At 71.1% G+C, this 20,610-nt stretch carries 21 protein-coding genes and 2 pseudogenes; 12 read left to right on the forward strand and 11 right to left on the reverse strand.

Annotated elements, in window-relative coordinates; translation table 11 throughout:
- Positions 1–90: 90 nt before the first annotated feature.
- A complete protein-coding gene (locus ACP95_RS11765; protein ID WP_049981395.1) occupies positions 91–333 on the forward strand; it encodes a hypothetical protein in 243 nt (80 codons plus the stop codon).
- Positions 330–584: a hypothetical protein gene (locus ACP95_RS11770; RefSeq protein ID WP_154018534.1), complete on the forward strand. Its 255-nt coding sequence runs from the start codon at positions 330–332 to the stop codon at positions 582–584. Before ACP95_RS11765 ends, ACP95_RS11770 begins: the two co-directional genes overlap by 4 nt.
- A gap of 10 nt (positions 585–594) precedes the next feature.
- Here the strand turns inward: ACP95_RS11770 and ACP95_RS11775 are convergent, their stop codons facing one another.
- A complete protein-coding gene (locus ACP95_RS11775) occupies positions 595–1,815 on the reverse strand; it encodes an MFS transporter (RefSeq protein ID WP_049981397.1) in 1,221 nt (406 codons plus the stop codon).
- A 25-nt stretch (positions 1,816–1,840) separates the two neighbouring features.
- Complete coding sequence (locus ACP95_RS11780) at positions 1,841–3,286, reverse strand: short-chain fatty acid transporter (protein ID WP_082224672.1); 1,446 nt, start codon at positions 3,284–3,286, stop codon at positions 1,841–1,843.
- Positions 3,287–3,398: 112 nt separating this feature from the next.
- On the opposite strand from ACP95_RS11780, the gene ACP95_RS11785 reads away from it, so the two are divergent.
- Complete coding sequence (locus tag ACP95_RS11785) at positions 3,399–3,932, forward strand: hypothetical protein (RefSeq protein ID WP_049981398.1); 534 nt, start codon at positions 3,399–3,401, stop codon at positions 3,930–3,932.
- Positions 3,933–3,972: 40 nt separating this feature from the next.
- Here the strand turns inward: ACP95_RS11785 and ACP95_RS11790 are convergent.
- A pseudogene (locus ACP95_RS11790) lies at positions 3,973–6,344 on the reverse strand (ATP-dependent DNA helicase).
- A 259-nt stretch (positions 6,345–6,603) separates the two neighbouring features.
- Here ACP95_RS11790 and ACP95_RS11795 point away from each other — a divergent pair.
- The 3 genes from ACP95_RS11795 (at position 6,604) to ACP95_RS11805 (ending at position 8,091) form a co-directional block, all read left to right on the forward strand.
- Complete coding sequence (locus ACP95_RS11795) at positions 6,604–7,173, forward strand: hypothetical protein (protein WP_049981399.1); 570 nt, start codon at positions 6,604–6,606, stop codon at positions 7,171–7,173.
- 83 nt (positions 7,174–7,256) lie between these two features.
- Complete coding sequence (locus tag ACP95_RS11800; protein WP_049981400.1) at positions 7,257–7,868, forward strand: DUF6517 family protein; 612 nt, start codon at positions 7,257–7,259, stop codon at positions 7,866–7,868.
- 43 nt (positions 7,869–7,911) lie between these two features.
- Complete coding sequence (locus ACP95_RS11805) at positions 7,912–8,091, forward strand: DUF7836 family putative zinc-binding protein (protein ID WP_049981401.1); 180 nt, start codon at positions 7,912–7,914, stop codon at positions 8,089–8,091.
- Between the two features lie 18 nt (positions 8,092–8,109).
- Here the strand turns inward: ACP95_RS11805 and purD are convergent, their stop codons facing one another.
- Positions 8,110–9,417 (reverse strand): phosphoribosylamine--glycine ligase, encoded by a 1,308-nt coding sequence (gene purD, locus ACP95_RS11810; RefSeq protein WP_049981402.1) that lies wholly within the window; start codon positions 9,415–9,417, stop codon positions 8,110–8,112.
- A 74-nt stretch (positions 9,418–9,491) separates the two neighbouring features.
- Positions 9,492–10,421, reverse strand: coding sequence for an arginase (gene rocF / locus ACP95_RS11815; protein ID WP_049981403.1), 930 nt, complete (start codon positions 10,419–10,421; stop codon positions 9,492–9,494).
- A gap of 258 nt (positions 10,422–10,679) precedes the next feature.
- On the opposite strand from rocF, the gene ACP95_RS11820 reads away from it, so the two are divergent.
- The 3 genes from ACP95_RS11820 to ACP95_RS11830 all read left to right on the forward strand — a co-directional run bounded on the left by ACP95_RS11820 (position 10,680) and on the right by ACP95_RS11830 (position 13,686).
- Positions 10,680–12,089, forward strand: coding sequence for an amidohydrolase (locus ACP95_RS11820; RefSeq protein ID WP_049981404.1), 1,410 nt, complete (start codon positions 10,680–10,682; stop codon positions 12,087–12,089).
- Positions 12,090–12,266: 177 nt separating this feature from the next.
- Positions 12,267–12,665 carry a DUF5805 domain-containing protein gene (locus tag ACP95_RS11825; protein ID WP_049981405.1) on the forward strand — a complete coding sequence of 133 codons (399 nt, stop codon included), beginning with the start codon at positions 12,267–12,269 and terminating at the stop codon, positions 12,663–12,665.
- The gene (locus tag ACP95_RS11830; protein WP_049981406.1) at positions 12,655–13,686 is read left to right on the forward strand and encodes a tyrosine-type recombinase/integrase; all 1,032 of its coding nucleotides are present in this window, start codon (positions 12,655–12,657) and stop codon (positions 13,684–13,686) included. The genes ACP95_RS11825 and ACP95_RS11830 overlap by 11 nt, the downstream gene beginning before the upstream one ends.
- A 106-nt stretch (positions 13,687–13,792) precedes the next feature.
- Here the strand turns inward: ACP95_RS11830 and ACP95_RS15375 are convergent, their stop codons facing one another.
- Together ACP95_RS15375 and ACP95_RS16145 are read right to left on the reverse strand one after the other, a co-directional pair.
- On the reverse strand, positions 13,793–14,122 hold the full coding sequence (locus ACP95_RS15375; RefSeq protein ID WP_049981407.1) for a hypothetical protein: 330 nt from the start codon (positions 14,120–14,122) through the stop codon (positions 13,793–13,795).
- Between the two features lie 35 nt (positions 14,123–14,157).
- Positions 14,158–14,484 carry a hypothetical protein gene (locus ACP95_RS16145; protein WP_049981408.1) on the reverse strand — a complete coding sequence of 109 codons (327 nt, stop codon included), beginning with the start codon at positions 14,482–14,484 and terminating at the stop codon, positions 14,158–14,160.
- A gap of 163 nt (positions 14,485–14,647) precedes the next feature.
- On the opposite strand from ACP95_RS16145, the gene ACP95_RS11845 reads away from it, so the two are divergent.
- Together ACP95_RS11845 and ACP95_RS11850 are read left to right on the forward strand one after the other, a co-directional pair.
- Positions 14,648–15,682 (forward strand): ABC transporter substrate-binding protein, encoded by a 1,035-nt coding sequence (locus tag ACP95_RS11845; RefSeq protein ID WP_049981415.1) that lies wholly within the window; start codon positions 14,648–14,650, stop codon positions 15,680–15,682.
- Positions 15,683–15,689: 7 nt separating this feature from the next.
- Positions 15,690–16,448 carry an ABC transporter permease gene (locus ACP95_RS11850; protein ID WP_049981409.1) on the forward strand — a complete coding sequence of 253 codons (759 nt, stop codon included), beginning with the start codon at positions 15,690–15,692 and terminating at the stop codon, positions 16,446–16,448.
- On the opposite strand, the gene ACP95_RS11855 is transcribed toward ACP95_RS11850, so the two are convergent.
- Entirely contained in the window at positions 16,449–17,201 is a 753-nt protein-coding gene (locus ACP95_RS11855) for an ABC transporter permease (protein WP_049981410.1), read from the reverse strand.
- On the reverse strand, positions 17,198–17,974 hold the full coding sequence (locus ACP95_RS11860) for an ABC transporter ATP-binding protein (protein WP_049981411.1): 777 nt from the start codon (positions 17,972–17,974) through the stop codon (positions 17,198–17,200). Before ACP95_RS11860 ends, ACP95_RS11855 begins: the two co-directional genes overlap by 4 nt.
- 277 nt (positions 17,975–18,251) lie before the next feature.
- Between ACP95_RS11860 and ACP95_RS11865 the strand changes: the two are divergent.
- A pseudogene (locus ACP95_RS11865) lies at positions 18,252–19,238 on the forward strand (outer membrane protein assembly factor BamB family protein); the annotation flags it as partial.
- Positions 19,239–19,342: 104 nt separating this feature from the next.
- On the opposite strand, the gene ACP95_RS15380 reads toward ACP95_RS11865, so the two are convergent.
- A complete protein-coding gene (locus ACP95_RS15380; RefSeq protein ID WP_082224673.1) occupies positions 19,343–19,969 on the reverse strand; it encodes an RAD55 family ATPase in 627 nt (208 codons plus the stop codon).
- Positions 19,970–20,022: 53 nt separating this feature from the next.
- Positions 20,023–20,610 (reverse strand): nucleotide-binding protein (locus ACP95_RS11875; RefSeq protein WP_049981413.1); only part of this gene is annotated, 588 nt, incomplete at its 5' end.

Here is a 20,610-nt window from a genome sequence, read left to right on the forward strand (position 1 = left end):
TTCCCCGATCGACTCTCGAGCGCCCAGCTTCCGGCTCCCCAGCGTCCAACCGGGGGAACGCTCATTAATCGTCAGAACGAACACACGTTAATGTACGAACAACTGAAGCAGCTCCGGGAGTTCGGAACCCGTTCGCTCGTCGTCCACTCGATGATGGCCGTGACGTTCGTCGCCGCGATCGGCTCGGCGTTCCTCCTCTCTGGCCAGGTCCAGCTCGTCTCGTTCGTCGCGTTCGTGAACTTCACGGCGGGGCTCTGGGTCTCCCACTCGGTCCACTCGCTCGGGAACACGTTCACCGAGGACGAGTACGAGGGTATCACGGGTGAACTATGAGCGCGGACAGCTCGGCCCAGCCACCCATGTTCGAGGAGATCGCGTGGGAGCGGTTCCTCCGCATCGTCACGGTCATCGCCGCCGTCACCGCGACGTTCGTGTTCACCGCGACGACAGTGCTCCCCCCGGCGCTGTCGACGATCGCCGTCGGCGCGATCGGCTCGATCGCGGTCGTGACGGCGATCATCGCGTTCCTCATCGGCGCCGCCTCGACGTTCGAGCACGCCGAAGAACGGTCACGGGGGAACTGACTGGGCGGTCTCAGCGGGCCCACCTGCCGGCGATCCGGATCGCCACGGCGCCGACGATCGCGGCGACGCCGGCGGCGACGAACGCCGGGTCGTACGTCCCGAGCGCGTCGTACGTCGCGCCGGCCGCCGGGGGCGCGAGCAGCCCCGACACCGCGAACGCCATCGAGAGCAGGCCGAACACCGCGTTGATCTGGTCGCGGCCGAACAGCGCGGCGGTGAGCGGCGAGAGCAGCGCGCCGTTGCCGCCGTAGGCCAGCCCGTACGCGACCGCGAACGCGAGCACGCCCGCGACCGAGTCGGCGACGACCAGCCACAGCGTCGCCGCCCCCATCGCCGCCGAGCAGACCACGAACGTCCGCAGTCGCCCGGCCGTGTCGGCGACGTGGCCGATCCCCACGCGCCCGACCGCGCTCGTGAGTCCGACCAGCGCCAGCGACCACGGGCCGACCCAGCCCGGGAGGCCGATCCCCTCGGCGTACAGCACCAGGTGGGCGAGCACGGCGTACAGCGTCGTGTAGACGAGCACCCAGCCGATCGCCAGCAGCCCGAACGCGGGCGTGAGCGCGACCCGCCGCACGCCGTCGAACTGCTCGCGCAGGGGGCGGCGGTTCGGCGTCGGCGGCGCGCCGACGAACTCCCCGGACGGCGGATCGACGCCCGCCGACGCCGGGTCGTCGCGGATCAGCAGCGACGCGAGCAGCAGCAGGGCCCCAGAGACGACTGCCAGTCGGAGCAGCACAGTTCGCCAGCCCGCCACCGCCAGCAGCCACGCCGCCGCGGGGACGACGACGAACATCCCCGCCCCGAGCCCCGCCGAGGAGAGCCCGCCCGCGAGCCCGAGCCGGCGGTCGAACCAGCGCGTGACGGTGCCGTAAGCGACGACGTAGACGACGCTCAGCCCCACGCCGGTCACGACCCCGTAGCTCAGGATCAGCGTCGGGAGGCTCGTCGCCCGACTCGCCGCGGCCAGCCCGCCGACGGTAAGCAGCGTGCCGACGACGAGCATCCGCCGGGTGCCGTAGCGGTCGATCAGCACCCCCAGCCCGCTCGCACCGACGTAGATGGCGACGGTCTGGACGCCGAAGGCGAGCGAGCTCAGCCCCCTGGAGCCGCCGAACGCGTCGACGATGCGCTCGAGGAACACGCCGAAGGAGTAGCTCAGGCCGAAGACGACGAACGTGCCGAGAAACGACGCCGCGACGACGGCCCAGCCGTAGTACGGGCGGCGCATGGTGGAGGGCGGAGTCGGTTCGAGCTCAGTACGGGACGGCCCACAGCACGATCGCGAGGAACGGGATCAGCGCCAGCAGCATCGCGATCGCGTAGCCGAACATCTCCCGGGCCTTCACGCCGGTGATCGCCAGCAGCGGCAGCGCCCAGAACGGGTTGAGCAGGTTCGTGTGGGCGTCACCGACCGCGTAGGCGATCGTCGCCTGGCCGTAGGGGACGCCGAGGTCCTGTGCGGCCTGCAGCACCGACGGCCCGACGACGAGCCACTCGCCGCCGCCGGAGGGGACGAACAGGTTCGCGATGGCGCCGGTGACCCACGCGACGACGGGGTAGGTGCCGGCCGTCGACACGCTGAGCAGCGCCTCGGCGAGCAGCATCGCCAGCCCCGAGCCGGTCATGATCCCCTGGATCCCCGCGAAGAACGGGAACAGGAGCACGATGCCCGCGGCGGCGCCGGCGGCGTCGTTGAACCGCTCGCGGTAGTAGGAGGGTCGCTGGTACACGAGCAGTCCGGCGAACAGGAAGCCGAAGTTGACCGCGTTCAGCGTGAACGCGCCCATCCCGCTCTGGGCGAACTGCGTGGCGAGGATCAGCACGCCGAGCAGCGCGACCAGCCCGCCGAGCACGCGGCTGTTGTTCAGTCGCTGGGCCGGCACTCGGCCGTCGGTCGTCGGCTCCTCGTCGACGGCCTCCGCGGCCGCCTCGGCGGCCGCCTCGTCGCCCGCGCCGCCGCCGGTCGCGTCGAACAGCTCCTCCTCGTCGACGTACTCGGTGATCCCCTTCGCTCGATCGCCCGAGGGCGCGAGGACGTACAGCACCAGCGTCGCGAACACGATCGAGAGGATCGTGAGCGCGATCGCGTAGGGGTGGAAGATGGTCTCCGACGCCGGCACCGTCGAGGTGAGGAAGTCGAACCCGGTCCCCTCGCCGATGTTGTTGGCGTCGGTCAGCTGCAGCGGCGCCGACGCCGAGAGCCCCCAGTGCCACGTCAGCCCGAGCCCCATGTAGCCGCCGACCGCCAGCAGCGGGTAGTGGGCGTCGATGCCCTCCTCGTGGGCGGCCTTCCCCATCTCGCGGGCGAAGATGGCGCCCATGATGAGGCTGAACCCCCAGTGGATCCACGCCAGCGACATCGAGATGAAACCCACGAACGCGGCGGCCTGCGCGCCGGTCGCCGGAACCCGGGCCAGCCGCTGGAGCAGGTCGTTCACCCGCGGGTGGTAGGCGATGACGAACCCGGTCATCAGGATCAGCACCATCTGCATCGAGAAGCCGAGGAACGCCCAGAACCCGTCGTACCAGTACTGGAGCAGGTCGACCGGCCCCGACCCCGTCGCGAGCCCCGCCGCGAACACGATGTAGGTCAGGAGGATGGCGAACACGAACGGGCTCGGCATCCACCGCTCGACGATCTCGGACATCCGGAACCCGATCCGTTCGATCACTCCGCCGCTACTGTCGCTTGTTGACATACAACCTCCCAGCTTGGCTTGTGGGTATAAATAGTTCAGGATAGTGAGGGTTGCTTACCAGATCGTGTCACTCCTCACACAGTTGATTGCGCTGGCCGACGTACCCGGTTCCATGAACGGGACGCTCCAGCGGCTCCGTGAGTTCCGGGTTCGGTCACTGGTTGTGTACGTGATCGTCGGCGTCTCGTCGCTGCTGGCGCTGGGGTCGGCGTTCCTCCTCGAGGGGCAGGTCGCGGTGGTGTCGTTCGTCGCCTTCCTCAACTTCGCCGCCGGGCTCGCCATCGCGCAGGGGGTCCACTCGCTCGGGCACACGATCGCCGGCGCGCCCGAGCCCACCGTGCAGGAGCCCCCAGCGGTGGCGCCGGCGTTGTTCCGGGAGATCGCGTGGGAACGGTTCCTCCGCGTGGCCGTCGCCGTCGCCGCGGCCGCGACGGTGTTCGTGTTCACGGCGCGGGAGATCCTCTCGCCCACGGTCTCCGCCATCGCGGTCGGCGCGATCGGCAGCATCGCGCTGCTGGCGGCGATGTTCGGCTTCCTCGTCGCCGCGGCGTCGACGCTCGACCACGAGAGGGAGCCGACGGTGGAGGGGCTCGCCCGGAACGGCGAGCAGCCGGAGGAGGAGCCGGCGGCGACGGACGACCGGTAGCGATCTCGCGGGCCACCCGGCGCCGACGCATCTCCCTGGTTCAGCGGTGCGCGTCCCAGAACCGCTCGACGCCGAGTTGAAGCATGTCCGGCGAGACGGGCTGGAACTCCTCGCGCTCCCGTTCGGGGAGGTACTCCCGGACGGAGTTCCACGACTGCCGAGCGTACCGGGCGTCGACGAGCGCGCGGATCCCCACCTCCTCGGGGCCGCGGATCACGCGACCGATCGCCTGCCGGGCCTTCCGGACCGCGGGGACGGTCAGCGCCGTCTCGAACCCGTCACCGAACTCGCGGTCGTACGCCGTCCGCACCGCCCGCGTCCGGGGTGAGGCGGTGTTGATTATCGGGACGCCACACACCACCGCGGCCGCGAGGCGGTCCCCCTGGTAGTCGACGCCCTCGGTGAGCGTGCCGCGGATGCTCGTCACCAGCACCTTCGGGTCGCCCCGGAAGAACTCGGCTTTCAGCTCCTCGGTCACCTCGTCCGTCGAGGAGCTGTCGAGCAGCACGGGCTTGTCGAGTCGGTCCTCGAGCTCCCCGGCCATCCACTCCGCCTCGCCGTAGCTCGGCATCCCGACGAGCACGTTCCCCGGGGAGCGCGCGACCGTCGCGGCGGCGTCGACGTGCAGCCGCCGGCACTCGTTCTCCTCGCCGGGGGCGCCGCGGTTGCCGTAGGTGAACTTCGGCGCGTCGACGGCGAACGACTCGCGGTTCCCCTCGGGGAAGCCGAGCCCGTAGCTCCGGGTGGAGACGGGTCGGCCCTCCGCTTCGAGGTGGTTCAGCCCCGTCACCTCCCGGAACACGTCGAGCGGCTCGAGCGTCGCCGACATCAGCACGCCGCCGCCGAACTCCGCGAGGCGGTCGCCGATGGCCCGGCTCGGGACGCAGTTGTGCAGCGAGAGCCGTGCGTTGTACGCCCGGCCCCAGGAGTCCGGCCGCTCGGTCTCGTCCCACGTCCGGGAGAGCTCGATCTCCCGGAAGAACGACTCGTGGTCCTCGCGGTACCACGCGTTCAGCACGCGGCCGACCGCGGTGACCGACCGGGCGGCGTCCTCCTCCTCCACCTCGTTCAGGATCCGGGCGACGACGGCGCCGACGACCTCGGCCCGCGACCAGACCGCCTCGCCGAACCCCTCGCGCTCGGCCCACTCGGTGATCTCGTCGGGCTCGGGCGTCTCGGGGTCCCGGAGCGGGAGTTCGGCGTCCTCGAGGTCGGTCAGCTCCGCCCGCCAGCCCGGCCGCTCACTGTCGAGGTGGGCTTTCACCCGCCGGTCGAGCTCCTCGCGGAGCGACTCGCAGAACTCCCGCAACGTGCGGAGCTCGTCGAGCTTCACGTCGCTCTCCTGCAGTTCCCCGCGGACGAGGTCGGCGTCGTCGCCGCCGGTCGAGGGGGTGCCCTCGTCGTCGAACTCCACCGCCTGCACGACCCGGGTCAGCTCCGAGACCGCGTCCCGTAGCGTCCGGTCGCCCACGCCGTCGCTCACGAGCTCCCGGACGCGCGGTTCGAGCATGTGCGCCTCGTCGCAGACGACGTACGTCGAGTCGTCGACGAGCGCCCCCGTGAACTGCCCGGAGGTGGTGGGGTCGAACGCGTGGTAGTAGTTCCCGACCACGACCTCGACGTGCGGGAGGATCGCGCCCATCACCGAGTGGGGGCAGCTGCCGTGGCCCGCCGCCATCCCCACCAGCTCCCCCGTGTCGATCAGCCCTCGGTCGGTGAAGTCGAACGGCACCGCCTCCGCGGGGTCGCCGTCCTCCGGGAGGTCGGCGAGGTACTGCGCGTAGAACGGGCAGTACTCCGTGCTCCCCGTGCCGGTGCCGTACTCTTCGGTGTCGGGCCGGTACGGCGTCGGCTCGCCGGCGGTCTCGAGGTAGTCGGCGCCGTCGCTCCCCGAGTCGGCGATCCCCACCTGCTGGCTGCGGGCCTGGCTCGCCAGCGCGTCCGCCGTCGTCGGGCCGCCGTCGCCGACGAGGTTGCGCGTGCGCTCGCGCAGCCCCTCACAGCGGTCGTACACGTTCTCGTCGTCGACGCCGCCGCGGTTCTCGCGGGCGTACGGACAGACGTCGGCCTTCCCGACGAGCGTGAGCCCCGAGACGGGGTCGTGCCCCTCGGGGAGGTTCTCGTTGATCGTCCGGAGGTCGTCCTCAAACTGGCGGAGCTGCTGCTTCACGCTCGTCAACACGAGCACGCGCTCGAACCCCGACTCCGGATCGCGCACGCGGTCGAGCCCCGCCGAGAGCGCGAGCATCGTCTTCCCCGTGCCGCAGCGCCCTCGAGCGCGAGGAAGCCGCCGTCTTCGGCCGCTTCGACGGCCGCCTCGATGCCGTCGCGCTGCTCGGGGTAGGGTTCGGGGTGGCCGAACAGGTCGCGCCAACTCACTACCGACGACTGGGCGGCGGCCAGTTTAGGCATGTCGGACGTGGTCGCGCCCCCGTACTTGAGCGTCCGGGCGAACGTTGAAACGGGAGGCCGGGACCAGCGCCCCCGTGACCTGAGAGCCGCCGCGCGGGAGACTGGGCCGGAGTGCGAGCGATCCCGCGCGTGTCGACCGCTCGCCGTCAGCCCAACGCTTACCTTCGGCGCCGCCGCCCTCCCGGTCATGACGAGCACCGCCGCCGGGGCGAGTCGGGGCGTCCCGAACGGAGCCGCCACCGCGTCGGGAGGTGGCTGAATGGCCGCCGAGAGCGAGGAGGAGCCGGACGTGGACGACCTGCTCGACGAACTGGAGGCGCTCGAACTCGCGGTCGCCGACGAGGACCAGGAGACCCAGTCCCGCGTGCGCGAGACCATCCGGATGGCCAGACGCATCGACGACCCCGAACCGGTGTTCGGTCGCGTGATCAAGGGGTTCGACCGCCACGACGCCGCCGAGGCGCTGGTGGGGAGCGTCGTGTTCGGGATCCCGATGGCGATCGAGGGCGGTACGCTCGAGGCGGGGGCGTACCTCGCGCGCCATCCGCTCCTCTTCGTGGGGACGGTCCTGTCGGGGGTCGCCATCGTGGCGGGGCTGCTGTACGTGGCCGAGATCCAGGACGTCCGGGTCGTGGACCCGTTCTTCGGCGTGATCCCGCGCCGACCGACGGGGCTGCTCACGATCGCCGCCCTCGCGGCGTTCGCGATGATGACCGGCTGGGGTCGCGTCGACTGGGCGGAGCCGTGGGTCGCGCTCTGTCAGACGGCCGTCTGTTTCGTCGGGATGGCGATCGGCGGCGCGCTCGGCGACATCCTCCCGGGGAGCTGAATCCGCCACAACCCGTCGACGACGTGTCGTTCGCGCGCCACGACGGCCACGAAGCTTATACCGGTCTCGGGGGAACTGAGCCCATGGAGCTAACCCGCCGAGCAGTTGGTACGCTGACCGTCGCCGGCATCGCCGGGCTGGCCGGCTGTAGTGGATCGACGAGCTTCAGCGCCGAGTTCGCGGTGACCGACAACGGTGACACGGGGTACGAACGGACCGGCCAGCGCGAGCCGACGATGACCCGGACGTTCGCCGGGCAGGACGTGAACATCACCAACACGGTGACCGAGTACCGGAAGGAGATCGATCTCGGCCCGCTCGGGAGCTCCGACGTCGGCGTGTTCGCGGCGTTTACCTCCCCGCAGGTGAAGGTCGCCGGGCAGACGTTCAACCCCATCTCGGACATGAGCAACGAGGAGCTCGCCCAGCGCTTCCAGCAGCGGTTCGACGGGATGAGCGACGTGAGCCGCGAGTCCGAGGAGGAGGTCGACGTGCTCGGCTCCACCCGGACGGTCACGAAGCTCTCGGCGACCGTCACCGTCGACGGCAACGAGGTGCCGGTGTTCCTGCTCATCGCGAACTTCAACCACGAGTCGGACGTGGTGGTGCCGATCGGGATCTTCCCACAGGAGCGCGAGGACGAGGAGGGACCCAACATCCGCCAGCTGATGGCGAACCTCACCCACCCGGCCTGAGTCCGCGACAAGCTTTATCGGCTGTCGGGCCCCACGCAGGCACATGGTCGAAGCGTTCGTCCGTCTACTGTGCCCGGAGTGTAACAAGGAGTGGGAGTCGAGCCCCAGCGACCTTCCAGCCACCGACCAGAACCTGAGCTGCCCCGACTGTCACGCCACGCGCCGGCTCGCACAGTTCATGCGGACCGACCGCGACCTCGAAGTGGTCCAACAGTTCGAGTAACGCCTCCTCCTCACCGTTTCAGTCCCGTAGCGACGCCATGTGGTCGACGCGCGACCGGACCAGCTCCGCGGTCCCGATGTCCTTCCGGACCCGGAGCCCGTCGCCCGCGGCATCGAGCGCGTCCGCGGCGATCGCCTCCGCCGTCGGGATGTCGTCGGCGACGCCCACGACGGCGAACGAGCGCGAGGTCGTCGTGAACAGCCCCGTCTCCCGGGCGTCGACGGAGGCGTAGAACAGCAACGCGTCGCCGCCGTGTTTCGCGGCGGCCGCGTCGACCGTCGACTCGTCGACCTCGATCTCCGCGCCCGAATCCGGGTCGGTCGGGTAGCCCGCCGGGACGGCGTACTTACAGACCGTCGCGCGGTTCGCGAACCGCGGTTCCGGGAGCCGTTCGCCCTCCCGCGCGGCCGTGACGACGTCGAGCAGCGGTGTCTCCATCACCGGGAGCACGTTCATCGCCTCGGGGTCGCCGAAGCGGGCGTTGAACTCCACCACCTTCGGCCCCTCGGCGGTCAGCATGAACTGGCCGTAGAGGACGCCGGTGTACTCGGGGAGCGCGTCGACGGTCGCCTCGAGCACGTCGACGGCGTCGAGGTAGTCCGCCTGGGTCATGAACGGGAGCGCCGGCCCCGCGTCGCTGTAGCTCCCCATCCCCCCCGTGTTCGGGCCCTCGTCGCCCTCGTAGGCGCGCTTGTGGTCCTGGACGGCCGGGGTCGGCCGCACCGTCCCGTCGGTGACGAACGCCTGGACGGTGAACTCCTCGCCGACCAGTCGCTCCTCGATCACCCACTCGTCGTGGTCGCTGTCCCGGACGTACGCCGCGGCCTCCTCGTGGCTCACCTGGTCGCCGGTCACCCGGACGCCCTTCCCGCCGGTGAGCCCCGTCGGCTTGACCGCCACGTCGTCGTCCACGGACTCGACGTAGTCGGCGGCCGCCTCGGCGTCGTCGAACGTCTCGAACTCCGGCGTCCCCGGGATGTCGTGGGCGGCCATGAACTCCCGCTGGAACGCCTTGTCGGTCTCGATCCGGGCGGCGTCGGCGGTCGGGCCGAACGTGAACACGCCCGCCGCGTTCAGCGCGTCGGCGACGCCCGCCGCGAGCGCCGCCTCGGGCCCCACGACCGCCGCGTCGGCGCCGACGGACTCGGCGTAATCGACGACCGCGTCGGTGTCGGTCTCCTCGGCCGTCTCGGTTCCGGCCGCCAGCGCGGCGATCCCGGGGTTACGGTTGCTCGATAGCGCGTAAACCTCGGCGTCGGGCGAGAGCGCACGCGTGATCGCGTGCTCCCGACCGCCGCCGCCGACCACCAGCACGGTCTCGGACATGCCCGGAGAGTATGAGCACGGGAGTGTAAACGTTGCCCTCCGAACCCGACGAGAAATGCACGGACGTGGATACGTCAGAGGATGCGCTTGCCGAACGCGCTGGCCGCGAGCTCCACCGCCAGCTCCGCGGTCTCGTTGTGCTCGTCGAGCGTCGGGTTCACCTCGACCAGCTCCATCGAGCGCATGCCGCCGTCCTCGGCGACCTGCTCCATCGCGTGGTGGGCCTCGCGGTAGTCGACGCCGCCGCGGACCGGCGTGCCGACGCCGGGGGCGATCGTCGGGTCCAGCCAGTCGAGGTCGAGGCTGACGTGGTACCCCTCGGTGCCGTCACTGGCGATCGCCAGCGCCTCGTCGACGACGGCGGCCAGCCCCCGGTCGTCGATCTCGGACATCGTGAAGGCGCTGATCGGGCTGTCCAGCAGGATCTCGCGCTCGGCGTCGTCGAGCGACCGCAGGCCGACGATGGCGACGTTCTCGGGGGCGAGCCGCGGGGCGTTGGCCCAGTCGACGCCCGCCCACTCCTCGATCCCCAGCAGCGCCGCGAGCGGCATCCCGTGGACGTTGCCGGAGGGCGTCGTCGTCGGCGTGTTCAGGTCACCGTGGGCGTCGAACCAGACGGCGCCGACGTCGGCCGCGGCGGCGGCGCCCGAGACGGTCCCGATCGCGATCGAGTGGTCGCCGCCCAGCACCAGCGGCGTGGTGCTCTCCGCGAGCGACTCCCGCACCTCGTCGGCGAGCCGGCTACACACGTCCTCGGTCTCCCTGAGGAACCGGGCCTTCCCCGCGCTCGGGGTCCGGTAGTCGGGGTCGCGCTCCTCGGCCCGCGGAACCAGGAGGTCGCCCGCGTCCTCGGTCGCCACACCGGCCTCCCCCAGCCTGTCGCTCAGCCCCCCGTAGCGGATCGCCGACGGCCCCATGTCGACGCCACGGCGATCCTGCCCGTAGTCCGTCGGCGCCCCGATGACTCGGACCGTCCGTTCCTCAGCGTTCGCGGTTTCGCTCATGCCGACGCCTTCGGCTGCGGGGCGGTTAGCTTCCGGGGATATCGCCCCGGGGAGTACAACTTCGAGACCGGCCCGTATCACCAGTTTCCGGCCCGCTCCCGTCCGTTGCCCCCTGCGGGTGGAAGGGGAAGAAACGACCGGACTTCGGTATAGCTGCATGGAGTTTACAAGTCGCGGCAGCGCCACGACGAGACGCCGGAAGAGGTACCAGTCACCGGCGGCCGAGGAGTTAAGCCCCCGCCAGCCTGCGCTCGGGGCGTGAAACAGCGACTGTTCGCGGACGTCGACGACCTGGCCGAACGGTTGGACGAACTGGCGGTGGAGCAGTGGGAGCACCCGGAGCTGGGGCTCCACGAGGAGCGTGCGAGCAGGCTGCTCCGGGAGACGCTCGCGGAGGCCGGCTTCGAGATCGAGGCTCCCGTCGGCGACATGCCGACAGCCTTCGTCGCGAGCTACGCGGCCGGCGACGGGCCGACGATCGGGATCCTCGGCGAGTACGACGCGCTGCCGGGGCTCTCACAGGCCGTCAGCGCGGAGCGTGAGCCGATCGAGGCCGGCTCCCCGGGCCACGGCTGCGGCCACAACCTGTTCGGCACGGCGGGCGTCGGCGCCGCGATCGCCGTCGCCAGGGCGCTCGAGCGGGGCGACGCCGCTGGCGAAGTACGGTTCTACGGCTGCCCCGCCGAGGAGACGCTGGTCGGGAAGACGTTCATGGCCCGCGACGGCGTGTTCGACGACCTCGACGCCGCGGTCACGTGGCACCCGAGCGACCACACCGCACCGCAGCGCGGGAGCTCGCTCGCGCTCGACTCCCTCTCGTTCACCTTCGAGGGGGAGAGCGCCCACGCCGCGGCGTCGCCGGAGTCCGGCCGGAGCGCGCTGGACGCTGTCCAACTGCTCAACACGGGCGTCGAGTACATGCGCGAACACGTGCCCGAGGAGGTGCGCGTCCACTACAACGTCCAGGAGGGCGGCGACGCGCCGAACGTCGTGCCGGCGGAAGCCTCGGTCTGGTACTTCGTCCGCGCGCCCACCCGCGAGGGCGTCGAGCGCGTGACCGACTGGCTGCGCGAGATCGCCGACGGCGCGGCGACGATGAGCCGAACGAGCGTCGACGAGCGCTACTACACGGGCTGTCACCGCCTCGTCTCCAACGGCGTCATCGCGGACACGTTCCGGGAGAACATGGCCGACCTCGGCGCCGTCGAGTTCGACGACGACGCCCACGAACTCGCGGCCCGACTGCAGGAGACGTTCCCCGACGGGGCCCTCGCCGACAGTCTCTCGGAGTTCGAACCGCCACACGACGAGGCGGCTGCCGACGCCGCGCTGTACGGCGAACCGATGGACGCCTTCGACGAGGGCGAGGCCGGCGGCGGCTCGACCGACGTGGGCGAGGTGAGCCAGATCGCCCCCACCGCACAGTTCCGCGCGACGACGTGGGCGCTGGGCACGCCCGGCCACTCCTGGCAGGCCGTCGTCGCCAACGGCGACTTCGGGCGGACGGCGGTGCCGTACGCCGCCAAACTCCTAGCCGGCACGACGCTGGATCTGCTCACCGACGAGGAGAAACTGGCCGCAGCACAGGCGGAGTTCGAGGCCGAGGTCGACGGCTACGAGAACCCACTGCCGGCCGACGCCGAACCGCCGTTCGAACTCACCCAGTGATCGACGTGTGCGGGACCGCCATTCAGCGAGCAACTGATCGACATAGGCGGTACCGAAAACTCGTAATCGTCGGAATCGGGACCGGAAGTGGTGAGGTAATCGGTCCCTACTGAGAGGATTAGTGCCCTAATCCCCCCTTCCGGTACGTTGATGTAGCCCCCGACAGAGACACAGCCCATGGGCGACGACGCCGACACCGAGACGGTCCAGGTGAAGACGAGAGTCCCCGCCCACCAGCGCGAGGCGTGGCGCGAGGCCGCCGACGAGCTCGGGATGAGTCAGAGCGAGTTCGTCCGGACGATGGTCCAGGCGGGTCGCAGCGGCTTCGAGGCGGCCGACGAGGCGGGGACCACGAGGAACCCCGAGGAAGGCAGTTCTCGGGGCGACGACCCCAGGGGTGACGGGCTCGAAACGCGGGTGCGCGAGACGCTCGCGGACGAGGAGGCGGTCGACTGGGAGGAGCTCGTCGACGCCGTGCTCGGCGACTTCGAGGACCGACTCGACCGCATCACCCAGGAGTCCGAGGAGATCCGCTACAGCGGCCGGAAGGGGGGGTACGTCCTCGATGGCGAGTAGACAGGTCGAACCCGAGGTGGCCGACCCCGTCGACTACTACCTCGAGGACATGGAGATGCACGGCCGGGCCGAGCGGACGCGTGACGCCTACGAGCGGGTGCTCAGAGGCTTCGCGACGTTCCTCGACGACCGGGGCGTCGACGCCGGCGCGGCTGGCCATCGGGACTGCCTCGCCTGGGTCCACTCGCTGCGGGACGAGCTCTCACCCAGCACCGTCGCGACGTACGCGACCACCGTCAACCGGTTCTACGACTACATGAACCGGGTCGGCGCGTTCGACGAGAACCCCATGGCGCTGGTGATGGAGGAGATGGACGAGTCCATCGAGAAAGACCCCGAACGGCGCGACGTGGACGTGGCGACGATGGGTGCGTTCGTGGGCCGGATCAGCCACCCGCTGCATCACGCGGTGGTACTCACGCTGCTGAAAACCGGGATGCGTGTGGGCGAGCTCTGTAACCTCGACTGTCGGGATCTGCGGCTGTCGGCGCCCGGACTCTCCGGGTACGAGCTCGACGGGCGGCCACAGCTGGACGGCCGCGGCGACGCCGTCTACGTCGACAGCGCCCCCACTCGCGGCGAGGCCTACAACGGCGAGCTCCGCGAGGAGTCGAACAAGCGCAAGCGCTCGACGGTGATCCCCGTCGACGACGAGCTCCGGCGCTCACTTCGACGCTGGCTGGCGATTCGACCGGACACGCCGAGCGACGCCGACCCGCTGTTCGTCTCGACGGCCAACGACTGGGGGCAGCGCCTCTCCGCGCGGGCGGTGCGCCACTACGTCCGCGGCTACGCCGAGGAGATGGGCTGGTACGAGACCGGCGCCGGGGCGGGGGAGAACGTCACCCCCCACTACTTCCGGCACTTCTTCACCACTCACCTCCGGGACCGCACTGGCGACAGGGGGGTCGTGAAGTACCTCCGCGGCGACGTCGCCAGCGACGTGATCGACACGTACACCCACAACTGGGGGGATCAGGTTCGGGAGACGTACCTCTCACACGTCTACCGCTTCGACTGAACGGCGACAGGTAAACCGTATCTCGCGATACAGAACTCGGGTATACTGGCTCGACTCGAGCCCCGAAAATATACGTCGAAAAATCGCCGCTCGACCCCCCGAGGGGTTACTCGTCGCGGTTCCGGTAGGCCCGCAGCAGCGCGCCGGCGCCGATCGCCCCCAGCGCGCCGGTCGCCGTGAACCCGGGCCCGCTGGCCTCGGTGGCCTCGTCGTCCTCGTCCGCGGCGGTCGCGGTGGCCGTCGCCGTGCTCGTCGGCGTGCTCTCGGGCGTCGCCGTCGCGTCGCCGCCCTGGAAGTCGGCGTAGGCGATCGACCCCTGCTCGACGATCGCGCTCGACTCGGGCACTTCGCCGTGTTCGGGGCTGCTCCCCTCCGCGGGGCCGCCGGGCTCGCCGACGACGAACCGGCCGACCATCCCCAGCGACTGGTGGGGCATGCAGTAGTAGTCGTACGTGCCCTCGGTGGAGAACGTCAGCTCGTGAGAGCCCTCGCTGATGATCTCGGTATCGAAGCTGTCGGCGCCTCCGGGATGCGCTCGTCGTAGGAGACGACGTTGTGGGAGCCGCTCTCGATCGTCCAGCGGATCGTGTCCCCCGGCTGGACGTGCAGGCCGATGGGGTCGAAGTAGTAGTCGCCGTCGTCGCTCGTGACCATGCTGACCTCGTGGGTCTCGCCGGAAGCCGTCTCCGTGTCGGACTCCTGTGCGGCCGCCGTGCCGCCGACCACGGCGGTGGTGGCGACGCCCGCACCGATCGTTCGAAGGAGAGACCGTCGGCTGGTGCTGTCGGGTACGTTCACGCTTTCAGGGTAGGGTGCTGACCCGTTTATCGGTTCCGTTATCGGAGCAGTGAATCCCGACGCTGTCGTGCGAATATCGGGCAGAATATACGTGTCGAGAGCGTAGCCGTTCGGCTACGAACTTCCGCTACGCTTACGTCACGCGGCCCGTTTGGAGACGGACGTGTCCCGGAGCCGACGCTCGGTCCTCGCGTCACTCGGTGCGGGTGCCCTCACCGCCGGCTGTCTCGGCGTCCCTGGAGCCGACGACCGCGAGCGCGTGAGCCTGCTGTTGAACTGGACGCCGAACGGCCTCCACGTGCCGTACTACGCCGCCAGAGCGCAGGGGTTCTACGAGGCGGAAGGGATCACCCTGGCGGAGATCCGCGGCGGCGACGGCTCCGACTTCGCGGCTCGACAGGCCGGACTGGGGAACGCGGAGTTCGCCGTCACCAGCGGCGATCAGGTGCTGCTGACCAACGGCGGCGGCGTCGCCGTCTCCTCGGTCGGCGTGATGATGCAGCGAACCCCGACGGTCGTGTTCGCGACGCGTGAGTCGCTGGGCGAACCGCTCGAGGACCCCGAGCAGCTCGCCGATACGCGCCTCGGCACGGGCCCGGGGATGGTGCGGCAGCTGACCGAGCTCTACCTCGAAGCCGTCGGCGTCCGGGAGTCGGTCGAGCTCGTCGACGCCGGCTACAACACCGTCCAGCGCCTGCTCGACGGCGACGTCGACGCCGCGGGCGGCGTGTTCGGCGACGCCATCGACGCCCGGTACCAGGGCGCGACCGTCGACAGCCTCGATATCGCGACCGAGGTGCCGGCGTACGGCCACCTGCTCGCGACCGCGCCCGACTACGCCGCCGAGAACCCCGAGACCGTCCGCGCGTTCCTCCGGGCGACCGCCCGCGGCGCCGCGTGGGCAACGAACAACCCCGAGGCCGGCGTCGACGCCGTCGTCGAGGCGAACGAGAGCCTCGCCCCGGTTCGCGAGCAGACCCGGGCGACGTGGGACCGGATGGCCGCGGCCCACGTCGTCGGCCCCGCGGTCGAGGAGCACGGCTGGGGCTGGCACGAGTCCGCCCCCTGGACCACCGTCGCCGACGCGCTCCGCGAGGCTGAGTCGGGCGAGGTCGCCGACCCGTCGGCCGTCTGGACGAACGAGTACCTCGACACCGACGACCGGTACGTCGGGGGGTACGCCGAACGGGTTTCGTGATCGGTTGATGACCGAGCGCTCGCGGCTGGTCGAACGAGTGTGGCCCCCCGCCGCGGTGGCGGTCGTACTCCTCGGCTGGTGGACCGTCGCCGCGGCGTCGACGCCGCCGATACTGCTCCCCACACCGGCCTCGGTCGTCGGCGCCGTGCTCGCCGAACCGGCCGCGTTCGCCCGCGCGACGGCTATCTCGGTGATGACGGCCGCGGGCGGGCTCGGGCTCGGAACGGCGTTCGGGCTGGCGCTCGCGTTCGTGGCGGTCGGCTCGGCCCCGGGGCGGACGATCGTCGAGCCGGCGGTCGTCGGGTTCCGGATCGCGCCGCTGACCGCGGTGGCGCCGCTGGTGTTGCTCTGGTTCGGGACGGGGATCCCCGTCCGGATCCTGCTCGTCTCGCTGATGACGACGTTCCCGGTCACCGTCGCCTCGATCGACGGGCTCGCCTCGCCGCCGGCGTCGTACCTCGACCTGCTGGCGACGGTCGATGCCTCGAGCTGGCAGACGTTCCGCGCCGTCCGCGTGCCGGCGGCGCTTCCCAGCGTGTTCGCGGGGGTAAAACTCGGCGCCGCGCTCGCAGTGACGGGCACCGTCGTCGCCGAACTGCTCACGCTCCGTGGCGGCCTCGGCGCCGGGGTCTGGGCGGCGGGTCGGTTCGTCCGGACAGCGGAGCTGTTCGCGTACCTCCTCGTGATCGCGCTGTTTGGGGTGTCGTTCTACGGTGCCGCGGCGCTGCTCGAACGGGGGGTAACCCGTCGCTGGGGCCACGGCTGATCAGGCCACGATCCGGCGGAGCCGTGAGCCGAGCAGGTCGACGGCGCCGTAGAGCGCGAACCCGACCAGGAACACGAGCGAGAGGGCGGCGAGTAGCACGTCCGGCCGGACGTTCTCGGCGGCGACGAGGATCAGGTAGCCGAGCCCGCTGTCGGCGACGAACCACTCCGCGAGCACGCTGCCGACGACGGCCAGCGTCGCCGACTGCCGGAGGCCGCCGACGACGTCGGGGACGGCGTAGGGGAGCCGTATTCCGAGCAGGACGCGGTGCCGCGGGGCGTCGACGGAGGCCGCGAGATCCAGCGCCGCCTCGGGCGTCCGCCGGAAGCCGGCGGCGGTGCTGACCGCCATCGGGAACAGCGCCATCAGCGCGACGAACGCGATCCCGGTGGCGAACCCGGTGCCGAAGTAGATCAACAGCAGCGGCGCGATCGCGACGACCGGGAGCACCCGCGCGGCGATCAAGTACGGCGCGATCGCCCGCCAGAGGGAGGGGAGTTCGCCGACGGCGACGCCGAGGAGGAAGCCCGCGAGCGTCCCCGCGGCGCCGCCGACGAGCACCTTCACCGTCGTCGCCACGGCGGCGTCGACGTAGAGCCCGGGATCGGCCGCCAGCCGACGCCCCACCTCGATCGGGTGGGGGAGCAGGTACGCCGGGACGTCGAACAGGCTCACGAACGCTCCCCAGAGGACCACGGCGCCGGCCAGCGCCGCGACGGGGTAGACCCACCCGGGGAAGCGGTCGGCGTTCATCGGTCCGGTTCCGCGGGGCGGTTCTGTCGGAGCACCTGCCTGATTTCGGCGACCTGATCGGCGAACGCCGCGGTGTCCATCGTCGCCTCGTCCCGGGGGCGGGACAGCGCGACGGGGACGCGATCGACGATTCGCCCGGGGCTGTCGGCCATCACGACCACCCTGTCGCCCAGCAGCACCGCCTCGGGGACGCTGTGGGTGACGAACAGCACCGTCCGGTCGGTGTCGCGCCAGCTATCGAGCAGTGAGGCAGCCATGTCGTACCGCGTGAGCTCGTCGAGCTCGCCGAACGGCTCGTCCATCAGCAGCGTCGACGCCCCGAGATGCATCGCGCGGACGATCGCCACGCGCTGGCGCATTCCGCCGGAGAGCTCCCGGGGGTAGGCGTCGACGGCGTCGCCGAGGCCGGCGGCGACGAGTCGCTGGCGGGCCCGGTCGGGTTCGGGCTCACGGCCGGCGAGTTCCCGCAGGAACGTGACGTTCTCCAGGGCGGTCTTCCAGGGGAACAGCGTCTGTGACTGGAAGACGACGCCGAGCTCGCCCGCCGCCTGCGCGGATTCGGGCGCCGCACCGTCGACGCTGATCTCGCCCCCCGTGGGGGACTGGAGGCCGCCGACGCTCCGGAGCAGGGTGGTCTTCCCGCAGCCAGAGGGGCCGACGACGGTGACGAACTCGCCGGCGTCGACCGAGAGGGAGACCGAATCGAGGGCGAGCACGTCCTCGAACCGGACCGTCAGCTCCCGCACGTCGATCGCGGCCCCTCGATGGCTCATTTGTCGGGGCGAGGGGGCGACAGCGGAAGGACGTAACGGTCGATCCGGGTTCGCCGGATCGGCCGAGAGTGGTGCGAGCGCAACTTGTGAACCGTTATTCGCGATACAGAATCGCGGGCCACAGGATTCAACTTCTCACCGCCGGGAGAGGGGGTGTATGCCCTCCACGACGCGCCGTAACCTGCTCGCCGCCCTCGGCGCCGGTGTCGCGCTCTCCGGCTGTCTCTCGGTCGACTCGGCCTCGAACGAACTCGGAACCGTCGACGGGGACTGGCCGATGGACGGTCGGGACGCGGGCCACACGCGTCGAGTGGACGCGGGCCCGAGCGAACCGGAGACGGTCTGGCGGACCGAGTTCGACGAGGTTCGTGCTGTCGGCACGCCGTCGCTGTTCGACGGTGACCTGTACGTGCCGGTCGACGCCGTCAACGAGATCGCACGATCACGCTACCGGCTGTACGCCCTCTCGCCCCGCGACGGGGAGCTCCGCTGGCAGGTTCCGCTCCGAGTCGACCCCAACGGCGCCCCGGCCGTGAGCCCGGAGCGGGTCGTCGTCGCCGCGAAGCGATCGACCGAGCGCGGCCGCGTCGTCTGCTTCCACCCGCGGTACGGCGAGGAGGAGTGGCTCTACGACGTCGACGCCCGGCTCACGGCGGCGCCGACCGTCGCCGACGGCGTCGTCTACGTCGCCGACTGGCGCGGCCGGGTGCACGCACTCGGCGCGCTGGAGGGTGACGTGCGCTGGCGCCGCCGCATCGACGCCGGCGAGGGCGGGCGAACGTTCGCGAACGCCGTGGCGATCCAGGACGGCACGCTGTACCTCGGCTCGCAGTCCGGGAACACGGGCGTCGTCGCGCTCGACGCCGACGACGGTGGGGAGCGCTGGAGCGTCTCGACCGGCGCCGTCACCGAGGGACCGGTGGTGAGCGGGGAGCTCGTGGTCGTTCGTAGCCACGGAACGGTGATCGCGCTGGGTACCGATGGCGAGCGGCGCTGGACGGTCACCGTGCCGGAGCCCGACCCGCAGGCGATGGCCGTCGGTGACGGACACGTGTTCGTGCCCGCGGGTGACCGACTGTACGCGATCGACCGGAGCGGCGAGGAAGCGTGGCGCCACGAGGCGGACGACGGCCGGGTCGGCACGCCGACCGTCGCCGGCGACGCAGTGATCTTCTCGGACGGCGACGGGGGGCTCACCGCTCGAGCGGTCGCGGACGGGAGGGAGCGCTGGACGGTCTCGGCCGACGCCGACGGCGAGCCAATCGTCACGGCCGCGGCGCTGTTCGGGCGAGCGGCAGCGGCGTGGTCGCACGCGGCGAGAACTGAGTGGCGTCGGGGTGCGGAACGGACGGTTCGGGAGCGAACGGGTCAGGCGATGTCCCGGGAGGTGTCGATGTTGACGCTCTCGGCCAGCCGGAGCTTGATCGGTTCGGCCAGCGCCTTGCCGCCGCGGAACTTGGGGACGACGAGCCGGTTCTCGATCTCGGCGTTGGTGATCGTCGTCCGCAGGTCGAACACCACGTCGGCGACGTGGGCGGTCACGTCGCGGTTGTCCGGCACGTCGACGCCGTTCAGCCCGTGGAGGATCGCGAGCCCGCCCGTGTTCACCATCACCGTCTGGAGCTCGTTGAGGAACCGCCGGAACCGGGCGCGGTCGTAGCGCTCCAGGCTGTCGACGACGTCGATGATCAGCGTCGCCCCCTCAGGGAGCGTGCCGATCAGGCGGTTCGCCTTGTCCAGCGGCGCGTCGCCGCCCACGTCGCGGACGTTCGGGTCGCCCGTCCGGGTGTTCGTCCGCTCGATGCCGTCGACGACGGCCTGGTCGGACCGAACGGTCGTCAGGTACAGCGTCGGCCGCGCGGCCGTGAGTTCGTAGAGGAACAGCTCCGACTGGCTGGCGGGCTCCGCCGAGAGCAGCACGATGGAGCCCGCCGGGAGTCCGCCCTCGAGCTCGCGGTCGAGGACGTTGATACCGGTCGAGAGCCGCCGAGCCATGGCCACCGTTACTCGTTTGGGGGCCAAAAGCGTTCCGTGCAGTTATCAGGCAGTTACAACGTCGTTCGCTCCCGGAGCGCGGCCGCGGCTCGCTCGTAGCTGTCCCGGACCCGTCGGGCGTCGAGCGGCCGGCCGTCGACCGCCGGAACCGTCGCCAGCACCGGACAGCCGAGCAGTTCGGCGGCGTTGGGCGGGCGGACGGCGGTGCGGGTCAGCACGGCGCCGACGACCGGCGTGTCGACCGCCCGAGCCATCGCGGCGGTCTTGGCGGCGTCCCGGAGCGCCGGGGCACAGGCCGTGCTGATCAGCACGACGCCGTCGGCGGCCTGCAGGGGCGTCGCGGCGTCGACGCCGGCGCCCGCCGGCGTGTCGATCAGTATCGGCGCGGGGTCCTCGCTGGTCTCCCAGTTCGCTCGGACCTGCGCCAGCCGGTCCTGGGACGGTGGGAGATCACCCTCTGGCACCGGGAGGACGTGGCAGTCCTGGTCCCCGGCGAGCGGTGGCGCGTCGATCGAGTCCGTGTCCGAGCGCGGGACGCCGGCGAGCGCGTGGAGGTCGGGCATGTCCCGGTCGGCGTCGACGACGAGCGGGCGGTCCGGGAGCGCGGCGGCGAGCCCGAGCGCCGTCGTCGTCTTCCCGAC

Origin of the sequence: Halolamina rubra, from assembly GCF_000739555.1 — an archaeon.
GTDB lineage: Archaea > Halobacteriota > Halobacteria > Halobacteriales > Haloferacaceae > Halolamina > Halolamina rubra.

Bases quoted from the DNA above. Each gene is read 5' to 3' on its own strand.
- ACP95_RS11765 (WP_049981395.1), top strand. From the start codon at position 91: ATGTACGAACAACTGAAGCAGCTCCGGGAGTTCGGAACCCGTTCGCTC.
- ACP95_RS11770 (WP_154018534.1), top strand. From the start codon at position 330: ATGAGCGCGGACAGCTCGGCCCAGCCACCCATGTTCGAGGAGATCGCG.
- ACP95_RS11775 (WP_049981397.1), bottom strand. From the start codon at position 1,815: ATGCGCCGCCCGTACTACGGCTGGGCCGTCGTCGCGGCGTCGTTTCTC.
- ACP95_RS11780 (WP_082224672.1), bottom strand. From the start codon at position 3,286: ATGTCAACAAGCGACAGTAGCGGCGGAGTGATCGAACGGATCGGGTTC.
- ACP95_RS11785 (WP_049981398.1), top strand. From the start codon at position 3,399: ATGAACGGGACGCTCCAGCGGCTCCGTGAGTTCCGGGTTCGGTCACTG.
- ACP95_RS11795 (WP_049981399.1), top strand. From the start codon at position 6,604: ATGGCCGCCGAGAGCGAGGAGGAGCCGGACGTGGACGACCTGCTCGAC.
- ACP95_RS11800 (WP_049981400.1), top strand. From the start codon at position 7,257: ATGGAGCTAACCCGCCGAGCAGTTGGTACGCTGACCGTCGCCGGCATC.
- ACP95_RS11805 (WP_049981401.1), top strand. From the start codon at position 7,912: ATGGTCGAAGCGTTCGTCCGTCTACTGTGCCCGGAGTGTAACAAGGAG.
- purD (WP_049981402.1), bottom strand. From the start codon at position 9,417: ATGTCCGAGACCGTGCTGGTGGTCGGCGGCGGCGGTCGGGAGCACGCG.
- rocF (WP_049981403.1), bottom strand. From the start codon at position 10,421: ATGAGCGAAACCGCGAACGCTGAGGAACGGACGGTCCGAGTCATCGGG.
- ACP95_RS11825 (WP_049981405.1), top strand. From the start codon at position 12,267: ATGGGCGACGACGCCGACACCGAGACGGTCCAGGTGAAGACGAGAGTC.
- ACP95_RS11830 (WP_049981406.1), top strand. From the start codon at position 12,655: ATGGCGAGTAGACAGGTCGAACCCGAGGTGGCCGACCCCGTCGACTAC.
- ACP95_RS15375 (WP_049981407.1), bottom strand. From the start codon at position 14,122: ATGCCCCACCAGTCGCTGGGGATGGTCGGCCGGTTCGTCGTCGGCGAG.
- ACP95_RS11850 (WP_049981409.1), top strand. From the start codon at position 15,690: ATGACCGAGCGCTCGCGGCTGGTCGAACGAGTGTGGCCCCCCGCCGCG.
- ACP95_RS11855 (WP_049981410.1), bottom strand. From the start codon at position 17,201: ATGAACGCCGACCGCTTCCCCGGGTGGGTCTACCCCGTCGCGGCGCTG.
- ACP95_RS11860 (WP_049981411.1), bottom strand. From the start codon at position 17,974: ATGAGCCATCGAGGGGCCGCGATCGACGTGCGGGAGCTGACGGTCCGG.
- ACP95_RS15380 (WP_082224673.1), bottom strand. From the start codon at position 19,969: ATGGCTCGGCGGCTCTCGACCGGTATCAACGTCCTCGACCGCGAGCTC.